The organism is Streptomyces sp. NPDC060049, assembly GCF_042736715.1.
In the GTDB taxonomy this organism is placed as follows: Bacteria; Actinomycetota; Actinomycetes; order Streptomycetales; family Streptomycetaceae; genus Streptomyces.
This window is the reverse complement of the sequence record NZ_JBHWVV010000012.1, coordinates 132,720-146,954: the sequence shown is the minus strand read 5'-3', so window position 1 is coordinate 146,954 and position 14,235 is coordinate 132,720. Positions and strand designations below refer to the sequence as shown.

Below are 14,235 nucleotides of genomic sequence, written 5' to 3'. Positions count from 1 at the left end.
TCGCCGCCCACGGCGCCCGCCACACCTTCGAGTACGAGTTGGCGACCATCCGGCAGGGCCTGCTGCACTGCGCGCTGACCGTCGGTGTCCTGCGCAAGGCCAAGGGACCTGGACGACGACACCGCCGTACGGTCGGGGCCGTCACCACCGGCGTCCTGCCCGACCTCGTGTTCGAGGCGCTGGACGGTGGCCGAAAGTGGCGTCGAACGCCACGCGCCCGGCGGGGGAGTGGACCTGGCGCTGAAGGGCGCGGGCGTCAAACTCTCGCGGTGCACCGTGCTCGCCCAGCTGATGCGGATGCCGCTGCCGCCGCTGGTCACACCCCGGGTGCTGGGGGTGGACGGCTTCGCGCTCCACGGCGACACCTACGGCACCCTCCTGGTCGGCGCCACCAGCCGACTCCCGCTCACACACTGGGAGGGCAGGGACGCCGAACTGCTCAGCCGATGGCTCCGAGAGCATGGGGCAACGGTCCCGGTCAGGTGCCGGGCGTCGGGCCGGGCGGCAGTGGCGCTGCGGCCAGCGGGGAAAGGCCCCAGGCGTGCCTGACCCGGTCGATGAGAACGAGGGCGCTGTACGGCGAGACGGCCAGTTCCAGGCGCATGTCGGCCAGACGTTGGACCGAGCCGTCCGGGTCTGCCAGCGCGACGTCGTGGCTGCGCCGGCGAAAGTCCGCAGGGGTGAAGATCTGAAGCAGGGTGAGCACGTATGCGACGTACGCGCGGGCTTCGGCGATCAGCGGGCGCGTGGCCTCAGGCAAGGCCGCCTCGTCCGGCCCGCCGGATCCCGGCACGCCGGGAGCGGGCAGGGCAGGCGTCGCCGGCGCCGCGAAGTCCCGTAGGGCGCGTACAAGGGCGGCGCCCTGTTCCGGGCGCGCTGCATCCAGCTGCTCGGTGAGGATCCGGTAGTCGACCATGACCGGGGCTGTCTCGGCTGTCCACGGCTGCGCGGCGAGCAGGGTCCGGAAGCCGGCCAGGGTGTCGGACAGTTCCTCGGCCAGCATCACGAGCGCGATGTCGCGCAGTTCCACGTACGGGGTACTCTGGCGCAGCTCGACCAGGCTGAGCGCGTAGCGGATGAGGTCCCGCGGGATGCCTCCGGACAGGGCGTGGGCGAGGATCGCGTACGGCAGGGGGAGCCGGGGCACGCGCTCCTCCAGGATCGCCACCGACTCGGCAGGCGTCATAGGGCGGACGTGCACGACGTCGTCGAAGGCGCTGTCCGTGGTGTCGCGGTACGGCATGCCGCGGCGTACGAATCCCGCGCTGACGTCCTCGGCCACCGACACCAGGCAGTAGACCCGCGGTACGCCGAGGATCGCCTTGACCTCGCCGAGGAACGTCCGCGCCTGTGCCGGGGTGGCCATCCGGTCCAGTTCGTCGATGCACAGGAACAACCGCCCGTCGCCCTGCCCGCCCAGCTCCTCCGCGATCGCCCCCACCAAGGACCGGAACTCCGCGACCAGCTGGGGGAAGTTCGGCGGCAGTGTGGAGAGGGTGGAGCCGTGCGCGCTCCCGAACGGGGTCCCGGGGGCGAGGCTGAGGGCGGCGGACGTGCCTTGGACCGTGCGGAGCCGGAAGAGCTGGTCCAGGCAGCGCCTCGTCAGGTCGGTCTGCGTCGCGTGCCGCTTGCGCCGCTCGAAGGAACAGTGGACGAGCAGCAGTCCGAGCAGGAGCACCGCGAGCCGGCCGGGGTTTTCGGCGTCGGACACGACCGGCCGGGTCGTCGGGTAGATCTTCATGCACCCGATGCAGGCCAGTCCCGCCGCGGTCAGCGCCACCAGCACGCGATCGCTTGCGGTCAGACGACGAGGGAAGTGCGAATACGTGACGAGCAGGAACGCGCACAGCGGTACGAGCAGCGTGACGAGGACGGTTGTCAGCCCATCCGAGGGCGCACCCGGTCGGCTGGTCCAGCTGGTTCGGTCGGGCACGATGTCGACGGCGTCGTACACGGCCACCAGAGCGTCCAGGACCGGCACCGCGACCAACAGCCAGCCGAGCGCCGACAGCAGCACCCAGCCGGCCCGGCGCTCCTCTCCCAGCCCGAGGAACCTTCGGAAGCGACCCGGCGCACGAAGACCCCACACCAGGAAGCTCGTCCAGGCGACCATCAGGCTGACCATGACGTACTGACCGCGCCAGAGCTCGCCCACCACGTGGGTAGCGTCCTGGGCGACACCCGTCGCGAAGGACATGAGGCCCGAACGGTGCCCGTTCCACCAAGCGCGTACCGTCACAGCAGCGCCCAGGACGAGTAGGGCGGCGGCGGGCAGGGCGAACAGGAGCCACCGCACGGCGTGGCGGGCCAGGCCCGCGGTTCGGCGGCCCAGCCGTACGAAGCCCGACAGCCGGGTGAAGTCGGGCACGGGTTGCCCGCTCCGCCGCAGGTACTGCTCGCACACGCCGACCAGGCAGGACAGCAGGAAGTCGTACGGGGTGTAGGCGGCGGGTACGGCGACACGGATCACCAGGTCGGGTTCCGCGACTTCCGCCGTCGCGGGCCGGAGCAGCCTGCTCGCGGCGTCCAGGAGAGTGGTCTTGCCCACGCCGCGCGGACCGCTGAGCGCGATGGTGCCGCCGTCGATCAGGCTCAGCTTGCGCGCCAACTGCCCGGCGCACAGGCTCCGTACGAAGAACCGGGAGTCCCGCCGCGCCCGCAGCCCGTGGTAGCCGTCGTACACGAGCACGGAGTGCGGGTCCTCGCCGAGCAGCGCTTCGATCACCTCGAGGAGGACCTGGCGCATGCTGCGGGCGGTGAACTCCGCTGCAAGCCGCCGCAGGGCGGCGTCGGCGTAGCCGGTGGCCGCCCACACCCCCAGGCGGAAGCGGACGTAGACGGGCATGTTGCGCAGCTGCCGGTATGCGCGAGGGCGGCGCCACAGCCAAGCGCCCACGGCAGGCGCGGCCACCACCGCTGCTACCCGCGAGGTGGACCAGAAAACGCCGGACCCGTTCGCGCTGACAAGCATGCCGACCATGACCAGGAGGGTTGCCACCGTGGCCGGTTCCAGCCCGATCTGGGCCCGGGCGCGGGCCAGGCGCCGCCGGTGCCTCACCCGCTCGTCAAGCGTCGAGCAGACGGCCTCGTGGTCGACCCTGGCAAGGAGCAGAACCCGTTCCACGGCGGCGGTTCCGTGCATGGCCGCGCGCACCGCGTCCGCAGTGACCTCCGGGCGGATCTGCAGCCGGTCGACGGTGGCTGGTTCGGCCAAGAGCTCCTCGACGCTGTTCCGGTAGACGGCGGCCTCCGCCGCGTAGCGCCAGCCGCGGAAGGACGAGAGCGGAAGCGCCGTGTCCGGCGTCGCCACCTCCGACGGTATCGCGATCGCGGTCATCACTCAGCTCCTCCCCACGGCGCAACCAGGCGAGCGTAGAACGACGGACGAGCGTCGCGCAGACGAACCCGCCATCCGGCTGCGCGGGCGGCGGCTGACGCCTGCCGGGCGCCGAGGCATTGCGCAGCAACAGCCCCATCAGATCTGTGAATGGGTCTGGTGGTGGCACCGGATGGGCGTCAGCGAGGACGGAGCGGTTGTCCCTGCTCGCGTTGCGCAGTGGTAGTGATCACGGCTGTCACGGGGTGACCAGCCGACTGCCGGGGAGTGACTGTGTGCAGGCGAATCGGCTGCCACCAGGGCACATTCACAGTGCCCGAGGCCTGGACCGTGACGAGCAGGCGCTCGCGCAGCTGGAGTAGGAGCTCGGTGTGCTCGGACGCATGGGAGGGGTACGTCCTCGGCGGGCCCGCTGCCGGCCTCAGGGTGGGGCATCCGTCCGCGTCGGCCTCTCTGCGGGCTGTGCAGTGGCGTTTCACCTCCGAACCGAAAGTCACATGATCAACGACTTCTGTTAGGACCTCTAAGCCGAGGTCAGCGCCGCGACACTCGGCGACACCGCGAGGCTGTCCGGCCGGTCGGGCCAGGCGACGGCGCAGTCCACCAGAAGCTGGAGCCTGGTGGCCAGACGGGTGGTCTCAGCGCCAGTCGTCGATCACATAGGCGTCGGGGTGGCTGTAACCGGGCTCGTTGGGCCGGTGCATCGTGACGCCCTGCAACCCAGTGCGGAAACCACGGTCGATCATGCGTCGATAGGCATCCGGGCGGCCCAGATTCATCCCGGCGTCCAGCTGACTCAGCCCGCGCTCGGCCGCCAGTTGTTCACATGCGTCGAGCAGTCGCTCGAAGCGGTCGGCGGCCTCCGGGCCAGGGCGTACGGTGCCAAATTTGACGAAACACACGTCCTCGCCGGCCTCCGATCCGGCTCCGCAGTGGCAGACGGCCAGGCCATCGAGCTCGGAGCCGCCGCCCTGGAGCAGGATGGTGTCACCGAGTCCCTGCGTGTGCACGGAGACGATCTCGCGTTCCAGGTCCAGGCCCTCGTACACGGCCCCGGTCAGTGCGCGACAGGCACTGAGGCAGGCGGGCTGCTCGGCGGCAGGCAGCTCGCTGTACATCACCCGGCCGGGGACCGCGGAGCCGCCCGCGACTTGCTTCTTCATGATGGCCGTGAGGAAGCGGGGCCAGAACCCGTACTTGCGGTAGAGCTCAAGGTGCTTGGGACTGTGCGAGAAGGTGAACAGGCCCAGGTGGCGGTTTCCCCAGGTGTCGAAGCAGTCCATGACCGGATCCATGAGGCGCTTGCCGACGCCCTGGTCCCACAGGTCCGGACGCACGGTCAACGGTCCGAAGTACCCGACGCTGCCCCAGTTGGCGGCGAAGTTCGATCCGGCCAGTTCACCCTCGATCGTCGCTGCGAAGGCCGCTTGCGGATCGGCCGCCCAGCGTGTGCGGACGTAATCGGCGGTCGCGAAGAACGTCTTCGGCTCGGGGACCCCGAGGAACGTCCCGAAGGCGACCCGGAAGATCTCATCGGCCTGATCCAGGTCCGCCTCGGCCAACGGGCGGACTGACACCAGGCCCGCGACGGTCTTCCGCTCCGCTGCCGGTGAGGTCATCGCTCTCTCCTTCTCGGACCCCCGTTTCATCACACCACGAGCAGCACCGCAGGGCGATGCGAAAGATCCCCCGACAGCGGAGGCCGGTGACCAGGCCCGATTGCCTTGCCTTCCCGCCCGTGAGCGCAGGACGCCGACACCGATCACCCGGGTCGGTTCAGTGCTCGGGCGAGTTCGCGATGGGCTGCCCGTGCTGCTTGCAGGTCTTCCGTTCGTTCGTCGAGCTGGCCCTGCAGATCGACTACTTGCTGTTGGAGAGTGGTGATCTGTCGTTGCAACTGGTCGATGTCGACGGAGTCACCGCCGAACGGGTCGGCTACTGGGCCGCCCGCGGCACCGCGGGCGACCTCGACACCGCACAGGCCGCTGCCGCCCTCGGACTCGACGAAGTTGCCGCACGCAGACTGATGGCACGCTTCGGGCGCCGGAGCCCCTACCGCTGACCGCTACACCGGGCGGGTTGGCGGCCTGCCCGGGCCGGCGTGCGAAGGAGGACCGGGCGGGCTCCGCAGACCAGCCTGCCAGGACAGCGCGCGTGGACGTGGTGGCCACGCGATGCCCGGGCGCGGGGGCGGGATCCGCTCTGGCGGCAGTAGAACCGGGCCGCCCAACCACCCACTGCGACAGAGGTCCGGCGCGTTGACCGGGCGGAGTGGAACCTCCTGCCCGTGGCCTGGCTCGGCTGGCTGCGCCGCACCGGATCTCGTCATGAGACCGGCCTCCCCTTGGAGGATGAGGGGAGGCCGGTCTGTGCAGGGCTTTGTGGTGCGGCTGGTTCAGATGGTGGTGCTGGATGTCACGGCGCGATGAGCGCGCCGGGTCCAGGATCTGGTGTGGTCAGTTCTTGCCGTGGTGGTCGGCCTTGTGGTGCCCGTCCGAGCCGCCATTGTTGATGCACACGTTGCCGAAGGCAGGGTTGAGGGCCCCGATGATGTTGACGGTGTTGCCGCAGATGTTGATCGGGATGTGGATGGGGGCCTGGAGGACGTTGCCGGACAGGACGCCGGGGGAGCCGATGGCAGCGCCCTCGGCCGCGGCGTCGGCGGCGGCCATGCCGGCCCCGCCTGCCAGGGCAGCACCAGCGGCGGCGATAACGGCTACGGTCTTGGCGATACGGAACATCAAGATCTCCTTGAACTCACTGTGCCGCGGGAGTACGGCACGGACGACGTCCCCCACAACGGCCGAAGCCGCCCGCCCGTCACGGACGATGGGCCGAACGGTGAGCTCTTTCAGCCTTGCCGCCGCTCCAGCACCGGCGAAGACCGCCTTGCGACCGACTACCGTGACTGTTCGAGGTCGATTACCTCACCGCCGCACGAGTGGAAATCTGTCGTGGCTGGAGTAGATTACGACGCAGCCGAGCTGCGCCTCCGGCGGAGTACGTCGCTCCGATCGGGGCCGGTGGCGGGCCCTTGCCCTCAACGCCTGCCCGCGTTCGGGTCCAGGTCTCCGCGACGGCGGCCCGTTCCCGCTCCACCACCACGCTGGCTGCCGTGGCCTACGCGGTGACGGTGGCGGCTAGTGTCTGCCACACGCGTACTGTGCGGCGCCCTGTCAAGCCTCCGCCCCTCGCTCTGCGGCGGGACCGCGGGTTGGTGTTTCCGGGGGATGGGTCACCGGGCGAGTACGTGGCCGTCGTGGGGGCGGTGGTCGCGGGAGCGGCGCAGGTCGGTGGTGACGTAGGTGCGTTGCAGCCAGCGGTCTGCTCCGTCGTAGCGGGGGTGGAAGGCGGTGCGTCCGTGGACGGTGACGCGGTTGTCGATGATGACGAGATCGCCGGGTGTCAGGCGCAGGGTGTGGGCGGTTGCCTCGCAGGCGCGGCCGAATTCGCCCAGCGCTGCGGCGGCTCGGGGGGTGAGTGGGGTGGTGACGAGTTGAGCCATGCGTATGTCGGGGTCCTCCGCTGCTCCGGAAAGCACCGGTCGCGGCTTGGCGTCTGCCTTGCTCGTGGCGGAGTCGGGGCTGAAAGAAGGGGGTGGGGTGGTGGTGAACTCCGGTGTGAACAGGGCCTGGCGGTCGGCCGGGGTGAGGAGAGTCAGTGCTTGGCGGATGCCGGCGATGCGCATGCCGGCGATCCGGTCGTGGTCGGCGCGCAGGCACAGGAAGATCACATAGTCGGGTGGGTGGGGGTGGAAGCCGTTCTCGGTGTGGAAGGACAGCGGAACCGATCCTGCGTTGCCGTGGAAGGTCTCTTGCCCGGGCACGGGTACGACGTCCTGCACGAGGGCGCCGGACTTCTCAGCCCGGTAGGCGAGAGGCTCCCCGAGCCCACAGGCCACCATGGTGAGCACAGCGGCCGGGATGGTGGCCTTGCGCTGGACCGAGCCGGCTACGGTCGGTGTCGGGGGCAGGGCCGCCTGGTCGACGGGCATACCGCCGATCACCAAGGTGCCCGTCGGGCCGGAGTGCCGTCGAAACCGGCGCACCTCGCGGCGCAGCCCTATCGGAAGGTCCTCCCAAGAATCCCGGGCCAGCGCCACCCACTCGGGGCTGTCGACCTGGTCGTTCCCGCCGGTGCACAAGGTGCGGGCCACTCGCTCGCACGCATCGGTTTCCACCCGGTCAAGCTCCCGGCCGGGGCCGCTGCCGTGGGTGGTGTCGGGCATCGTCTGGGCCATGGAAGTCTCCTGCCGGGGATGTGGGCGGCGCACGCTGGGGCTCATGTGTGGCGCAGGCCGGCCACGGCGTCGGCGATGTAGTGGTCCCCGAATCGGATCAGGGAGGCGTACTGGGCAGCCCGTCGATGCCGCATGAGCCGCAGTTCGGCGACGGCGTTGTCGGGCCCTTCCGGTTTCTGAGCGATGGAACGATCCAGATGCACCATCGAGTACGCGAGGGTGACGTGCCGTTCACCATCGACGATGTCGGCCTCCAGGAGAGCGCCCCGCGCTTCGGCCAGCTCCGGGGCCCGCGTCGCCAGATCCTCGTAGGAGTCGGGAACGATGGACAACAGGTCTCGCATCGCCGCCCGGAACAGCTTGTATCCGCGGTGCTGGCGGCCGCTCAACGGGATGTCCACCGACGGAGGTGCCATGGTCTGGCGTATCGCCGCCATGTAGTAATCGGCCGGGATCGTACTGGCGTGGGTCATGGCCGCGGGGAAACCGCGCACGTACACCGTCGCGTCGGCCAGCCTCAGCAGCGCGGCGTCGCTGTCACCGTGGCGCAGGTGGCCGGCGGCGTCGGCCACGGCGACCGCGGCACAGACATTGAACAGGACATGGACCTGGTGGCCGATGAGCCACCGAGCGGTCCACACCTCCTCCAGCGACGCCCTCGTACCGGGCTCGGGAACGGCCACAGGTGGGTCGGAGTCACGGCCGGTGCCCGGCTTCGCGCCGGTGAGGTCGACTACCGCCTGGCGCATCCCGGCCAGCTCCAGTGCCAGGTCTGCGCCCGACAGTGGCGCATCACAGAGGTCTTGAAGACCGCGGTGGATGACCAGGACACCGTGCAGCGCGGCCTGCTGATCGGACAGTTCTTTTTCACGGACCCGGAAGAAGGATTGGCTGGTCGACTCGGCCGGCAGTCCCTCACCCGCCACGGCCGGCGCCTGATCCGACAGCGCGGCTGCCAATTCACCAGCAGCAGACGCGGCATGCCGCAGTACGAGGGTCCGCTCGACAGGTCTGGCATGGGTCGCCGCCCCGGCCAACACGCGCGCGGTGCGCACCGCCGCACCATCGACCCGTGAACCCAGAGCCGGGGTGGGGCGCCCGCCTCGGGGCAGGCGAAAGACGGCGACAGCAGGATGACCGGCAACCAGCGATAAGCCCATAGTCACAGATCTTGGTCATGAACACTTCACCCCAAACCTCGAACCACGCCATTCTCCGAACGGCGCAATGGAGAGAAGGGCAATTCCGGCGAAGCGTGATTTACCAGGCGGGAACTGGAGAGGCTCGACCCTAACCGGCACTTGGCTGTTTGCCTCAGCCGACAGGTGCCGGCGCCCAGCCCTCGCGAAGGCTGCGCTTCGGGCTCCCCCTGTCCGGAGACGAAGGGGCACATTCGGCGGAAGCGGCAGCGGCGGCAAGCAACAGCCGGCCTGCATTGCGCGGAGGGCTGCGTCAAGGCCGCCTGCCACCCCTTGGCACGCGGGCGCCCGAATTGGCGCGGGTGGGTCGGCGACGGTCTCACGCGTGCCGCCGACGTCACCGGATCCGCCGGTCCGCTTCCTGGTTCGGGTCCGGTGCTTCAGCCTGCCCCGACGGGCAGCGGCCCGACTCGGGACTCCAACCACACCGGCAGGTCCAGGAGCCGGACGCCTTCCTGTTCGTTGGGGTCGGTCCGTGCGACCAGGCACACCATGTCCTGGGTGCCGGGGTTCACCGGCATGTGGGGAGTGTCGGCCGGGATGTGGATGTAGTCGCCCGCCTGCAGAAGCACATGCTCAACCAGTCCCTCTCCGTGCCAGACCTCGACCTGGCCGGACTGGATGAAGATGGCCGACTCGTGACCCTCGTGCAGGTGAGGCCGCCCGCGGGTCCCGGCCGGCATCACCAGGCGGTGGAGGCACAGTCGCTCCGCTCCCGCCGACTGGGCGCTGACACCCGCGCCGAACGTGCCGCCCTGGACACCCTCGTACCGTCCGGTCCGGACGACCGTGCACTGTTTCTGATCTGCCATACGCGCAGTACAACAGGCTGCTCACACTGTTCGATCAGTTCCCGCCACACCTCTCGGCGCCAAGGGCCGACAGACGGAGCCGCAAGATCACGCCTGCAGCCGCCCTCGTGCTGCGTGCCGTCCCGTCGCTGTCCTCAGGCGGAGGTTCACCTTCAAGGGTGCGAATCGTTCCTGCGGTGAACGTCCTCGGCTGTGCGGGTGAGCGCAGGTCGCCACGTCTTCGGCGGAGACGAGGAGACGAGGAGACCGGCAGAAGACGGGAGTCGTTCCGTCGTCTTGAGAGGTGCTCCTGATGAGCCGAGGCTTGATCGTCGTGGATGTGCAGAAGGACTTCTGCGAGGAAGGCGGCGTTCCCGTCGCGGGAGGCGCGCAGATCGTCACCCGCGATCGCCGAGCTGGTGGAGCAGAGCGCCGCGGGCGGTGACTGCCAGTACGTGGTGGCCACCCGTACCATCGCATCGACCCGGGCAGCCACTTCTCCTCCAGCCCGGACTTCAAGGACAGCCTCCGCGTCCACTGCGTGGCCGGAGACGAAGGCGGCGAGTTCCACCCGAAGCCGCCCCCACCGCGGCCGGCAGGCAAAGTCCATGCCGTCTTCTTCGAGGGCGCCCACAGCGACTCCAAGAGCGGCTTCGAAGGCGCCGACGCCGAAGGAACATCCCTCGCCGACTGGCTGCGCGCCCGCGGGGTGAGGATGTCGACGTGGTGGGCATCGCGACCGACCACTGCGTGCGCGCCACCGCCCTGGACGCCGCCGGGGCGCGATTCAACACCCGGGTACGCATGGACTACTCGGTCGGCGTCGCCCCCGAGACCATCTCGGATGAGGCCCGGGCGCGGGGACGCACTGCTGCGCTCATGCCTCGCCGGAGGGGCGTTTGCGCGTCCCGTGGCCGGCCAGGCGAAGATGCTCCGCCTACACGTCGTCCCGGGGCGTCGTCCTCAGCCGCCTTCACTCGACTGAGAGCGAGCGGCTCGACTCGTGAGCAGCACGTAGACCCCGCCCCGGGAAAGGAGGTAGCGCCGCCGCCGCTGCACTGTCGATGTGACCGGGCTCGAACCTCCCCGCGGCCACAGCGACCGTACCGGTGATGGCCATCACCAGGGAGCCGGGGCATAACCCGAGCGCCTGAAGGCATGTCTCTGGCGCCCCGCGCGACCCAACAGTCACAATCGGGACGCTGAACATTCGTGGGCGGCTCCGTGAAGTCGTTCAATACTGACCGGTAGACGAACACCCGATCACTAGCGTCTGCCGCATGAAGCACATACACAGAGCAGCCGGGCTCGCCCTCGCGCTGCTGTTGCTCGTGCTGGGCACAGGTGCCCAGACCGCGTTCGCGCACGTCACGCGCGAGCACGCCGAACTCGTGGTCGCACCCGGTGACAACGTCACCAGTGGCCGCCTCATCGTGCACACCGCCGTGGTCGCTCCGGAGCAGGCCGGTGCGTGGGCAGCGGGGCTGCTCTCGGCCCCGTGCCCGGCCGCCGGCTCGGGGGTGCCCGGCGACAGTGGGGGTGTGCCCGGCGGCGTCGTCATCGAGCTGGCGTGGAGCTGCCACGTCGACGCGCTCGACCTGAGCGCCCTCATCGGCAAGGGTGAACTGACCCAGGTCGTTGTCGAGTTCGACGGCACGACCGTCGACGCCTATGCCGCGACCCCGCTCGTCGACGTCCACGGCGCGCACGCCCTGCCGGCCTTCCCCTGGTTCACCGTCGCGCTGGTCGCGGGCGCCTGTGTCGCCGCGCTGCTCGCCGCCTGGCGGATGCCGTCCCTCGTCCGCGGACTGCGCCGTACCCGACGACGCCGGCAGCTGGTGACCGCCGGAGCCGTCGCGCTCTCCTTCCTCGCGCCGCAGGCAGCCTTCGCCGACGACGGCACGGATGCGGCCGGGTCCGGCAACGTCACCGTCACTGTCACTGTCAAGGGCACTGTCTTCAAGGACCGCAACGGCAACGGCCGCCGGGACAAGGGCGAGCCGCCCATGCCGGGCATCGACGTCAACGACGGCGCCGTGTGGACCACGACCGGCGCGGACGGCTCGTACAGCCTGCAGATCGACCCGAAGCGGCGCGAGACCGACCTCGTCGGCATCGTCTCGCCCGACGGATACACGCCGGCGCTGCGCAAGGACTACATCCCGCAGTTCTTCCACAAGGTCCCCGAGGCCGGCGGCACGGGTATCGACTTCGCGCTCGTGCCCGACCGCAACGCCTCGAACCCCAAGGAGAAGTGGGTGATGAACTCCGACTCCGAGGTCGGCAATCGCACCGACGACGAGGCCCGCCGCGCGCTGCCCCAGTGGACCGGCCAGGTCCAGGCGATGTCCGAGGTCGACGGCGCGACGATGCAGATCGCGACCGGGGACCTCACCGTCACGGACTACGCCGCCGAGCCCCGCCGCCAGGGCGCGTACGACCTGTTCAGCAAGGGTTTGGAGGAGGGCCGGCTCGGCCGCCCCTTCTATCCGGTGATCGGCAACCACGACTTCGGCGGCACGGCGACCTCCCAGGGCTACGCCGGCAGCATGGAGTACTACCGCCGCAACCTCGCTCCCGAGTGGTACAGCTTCGACCGGGGCGGCCGTCACATCGTCGTCCTCGAGGACAACTACGACGCCGGGGGGCTGAAGCCGCAGCTGGAGTGGCTGCGCCAGGACCTCGCCCGGCACGCCGCCGGCAAGCAGGTGTTCGTCTTCGCCCACCGCTCGCTGTTCACCCAGTGGGGCCCGGGCGCCGGCATGCAGCCGACGATCGACGAGCTTGCGAAGTACGACGTGCGGATGGTCGCCGCGGGTCACAACCAGCAGGCGGAATTCCGGCGCGGAGCCTTCAAGCGGTCCGTCGAGGTCAACAACCAGGGCACGTACGGCATCGACGGCGCCCACCCCGACTACAAGGTCCTCGACTTCAGCGCCATCACGGACGATCCGAGCACACCGGTCAACGAGGACACCGGCCATGTGTCGGGAATGCACCGGCAGTTCGACATCGACGACGACGCCGCGCTGGTCAGCCCCGCCCAGGGCAGCGTGCACGGCGCCAAGGCCGGAGTGCCCGTCGAGGTGTACGCGGAGGACGACGGCCGCACCCCGGCCAGAGCGGTGCTGACCGTCCGCGACGGCGGCGGCGACCTGGTCAAGCGCGAGGAGGTGCGCTTCGGCCGGGAGGCGTCCCGCCCCGGCATCGAGAACTGCTACACGCCGCCCGGCGGCACGCCGGAGCCCTGCCCCGACGTACACGGCGCCTGGACGAGGGCGAGCGGCACGCTGCGCGGGCTGCGGCCTGGCACGTACACGGCCGAGTCCGTCGCGTACGACACCCGGGGCAAGCAGTTCCCCGTCGTGAAGAACACCTTCGAGGTCGTACGGGACTCCGAGCTCGGCGAGCCCAGGACCGGGCAGGACTGGCTGCGGCAGGGTGGCGACGAGGCCGGGCGGTCCGCGAGCGGCGACGAGCCGGGGGCGCGGCTCGACCTCAGGTGGGCCCGCCACACCGGCGAGCAGTTCAACCTCAACGGTTCGGTGGTCGCGGACGGCAAGCTCATCGTCTCGTCCCGCGCCTTCGACTCGCCGTACAGCATGATGCTCGCGTACGACATCGCCTCCGGCCGTGAGCTGTGGCGTACGTACCTGGACGGTGACGCCGAGTCGGCGCCGACGCTCCACGGCGGCAAGGTCTACCTGACCACGGGCGTCGGCCGGGTTTATGCCCTCGACGCGGTGAGCGGCCGCATCGTCTGGCAGGCGATCGACCGTGAGGAAACCCACGGGGAGACCGTGCGCCGCTACGGCCGCGCGGGCGGACCCGTCAGCGTCTTCGCCCTCGCTGGCGCGGACCACCGCTCGGTCGCCGTCTACCAGGACGCCTCCACGGTCCGCTGCCGGGACTCCGAGACCGGCGGGATGCTGCCGGGCGGCTTCGGCGCCGCGTTCTCCTGGGGCCAGGCGCACAGCACCGTGATCCGTCAGCCCGGTTCCAACACCGCCTACCTGCACTCCATGTCGAGCAACACCGTCATCGCCATGGACCTCGCGACCTGCACCCAGCTGTGGGTGAAGGACACCGCGGGCGACATCGACAGCCATTCCTCGCCCGTCCTGACCGACCCGGCCGCGGGCGGCGAGGCGAAGCTGGTGACGTTCACCGCGTACGGCGTCCGCGGACACGACCCGAAGACGGGCGCGGTGACCTGGGAGTCCAAGCTGGGCGGCGGCAGCACCTGCGAGCCCGGGCGCGCGCCGCTCACCAGCCCGGCCGTGTGGGGTGACAACGCCTATGTCGCGGGCCGGGACGGGGTGGTACGCGCCTACGACACGAGCGCGGCCGATCCGTCGAAGCCGCTGTGGGAGGCAAAGGCCGGCCATCTGGCGGGGGAGAGCCCGCTGGACGACAAGTGGCGTGTCGCCATGGGCTGTTCGGCGGGTCCCGGTTCGCCGACGATGAACCCGCTGGTGACGGACTCCCATGTGTACCTCGGGACGTGGGACGGCCGCCTGCTCGTGCTGGACCGAACGAGCGGAACGCAGGTCGCCTCGTACAACCTCGGCGCGGGAGTGGCCTCGGCCCTCTCCGTGAGCGGTGACTGGGTCTTCGCCCTCACGGACGACGGCACGGTCCACGCGTTCGCCGCCCGCCGGAAGTAGA

General features: G+C 70.2%; 8 protein-coding genes and 1 pseudogene. 3 read left to right on the top strand and 6 right to left on the bottom strand.

Annotated features, from left to right (window positions below; genetic code table 11):
- Positions 1–478 precede the first annotated feature (478 nt).
- Positions 479–3,337: a hypothetical protein gene (locus tag ACFWBY_RS23225; RefSeq protein ID WP_385333836.1), complete on the bottom strand. Its 2,859-nt coding sequence runs from the start codon at positions 3,335–3,337 to the stop codon at positions 479–481.
- Positions 3,338–3,975: 638 nt separating this feature from the next.
- Positions 3,976–4,956 (bottom strand): GNAT family N-acetyltransferase, encoded by a 981-nt coding sequence (locus ACFWBY_RS23220; protein WP_385333834.1) that lies wholly within the window; start codon positions 4,954–4,956, stop codon positions 3,976–3,978.
- 197 nt (positions 4,957–5,153) lie between these two features.
- Here ACFWBY_RS23220 and ACFWBY_RS23215 point away from each other — a divergent pair, with 197 nt between their 5' ends.
- Positions 5,154–5,399: a hypothetical protein gene (locus tag ACFWBY_RS23215; protein WP_385333831.1), complete on the top strand. Its 246-nt coding sequence runs from the start codon at positions 5,154–5,156 to the stop codon at positions 5,397–5,399.
- 394 nt (positions 5,400–5,793) lie between these two features.
- On the opposite strand, the gene ACFWBY_RS23210 is transcribed toward ACFWBY_RS23215, so the two are convergent.
- The 4 genes from ACFWBY_RS23210 to ACFWBY_RS23195 all read right to left on the bottom strand — a co-directional run bounded on the left by ACFWBY_RS23210 (position 5,794) and on the right by ACFWBY_RS23195 (position 9,588).
- Positions 5,794–6,078 (bottom strand): chaplin, encoded by a 285-nt coding sequence (locus ACFWBY_RS23210; protein ID WP_385333828.1) that lies wholly within the window; start codon positions 6,076–6,078, stop codon positions 5,794–5,796.
- Positions 6,079–6,572: 494 nt separating this feature from the next.
- The gene (locus ACFWBY_RS23205) at positions 6,573–7,577 is read right to left on the bottom strand and encodes a TauD/TfdA family dioxygenase (protein WP_385333825.1); all 1,005 of its coding nucleotides are present in this window, start codon (positions 7,575–7,577) and stop codon (positions 6,573–6,575) included.
- A gap of 41 nt (positions 7,578–7,618) precedes the next feature.
- Positions 7,619–8,632 (bottom strand): hypothetical protein, encoded by a 1,014-nt coding sequence (locus ACFWBY_RS23200; RefSeq protein ID WP_385333822.1) that lies wholly within the window; start codon positions 8,630–8,632, stop codon positions 7,619–7,621.
- A gap of 524 nt (positions 8,633–9,156) precedes the next feature.
- Entirely contained in the window at positions 9,157–9,588 is a 432-nt protein-coding gene (locus ACFWBY_RS23195; RefSeq protein ID WP_385333819.1) for a cupin domain-containing protein, read from the bottom strand.
- Between the two features lie 292 nt (positions 9,589–9,880).
- On the opposite strand from ACFWBY_RS23195, the pseudogene ACFWBY_RS23190 reads away from it, so the two are divergent.
- A pseudogene (locus ACFWBY_RS23190) lies at positions 9,881–10,431 on the top strand (isochorismatase family protein); the annotation flags it as partial.
- Between the two features lie 416 nt (positions 10,432–10,847).
- A complete protein-coding gene (locus tag ACFWBY_RS23185; RefSeq protein ID WP_385333816.1) occupies positions 10,848–14,234 on the top strand; it encodes a PQQ-binding-like beta-propeller repeat protein in 3,387 nt (1,128 codons plus the stop codon).
- Position 14,235: the final 1 nt, after the last annotated feature.

Excerpts from the sequence above, each read along its gene's own strand:
- ACFWBY_RS23225 (WP_385333836.1), bottom strand. The coding sequence starts at position 3,337 with ATGACCGCGATCGCGATACCGTCGGAGGTGGCGACGCCGGACACGGCG.
- ACFWBY_RS23220 (WP_385333834.1), bottom strand. The coding sequence starts at position 4,956 with ATGACCTCACCGGCAGCGGAGCGGAAGACCGTCGCGGGCCTGGTGTCA.
- ACFWBY_RS23210 (WP_385333828.1), bottom strand. The coding sequence starts at position 6,078 with ATGTTCCGTATCGCCAAGACCGTAGCCGTTATCGCCGCCGCTGGTGCT.
- ACFWBY_RS23205 (WP_385333825.1), bottom strand. The coding sequence starts at position 7,577 with ATGGCCCAGACGATGCCCGACACCACCCACGGCAGCGGCCCCGGCCGG.
- ACFWBY_RS23195 (WP_385333819.1), bottom strand. The coding sequence starts at position 9,588 with ATGGCAGATCAGAAACAGTGCACGGTCGTCCGGACCGGACGGTACGAG.
- ACFWBY_RS23185 (WP_385333816.1), top strand. The coding sequence starts at position 10,848 with ATGAAGCACATACACAGAGCAGCCGGGCTCGCCCTCGCGCTGCTGTTG.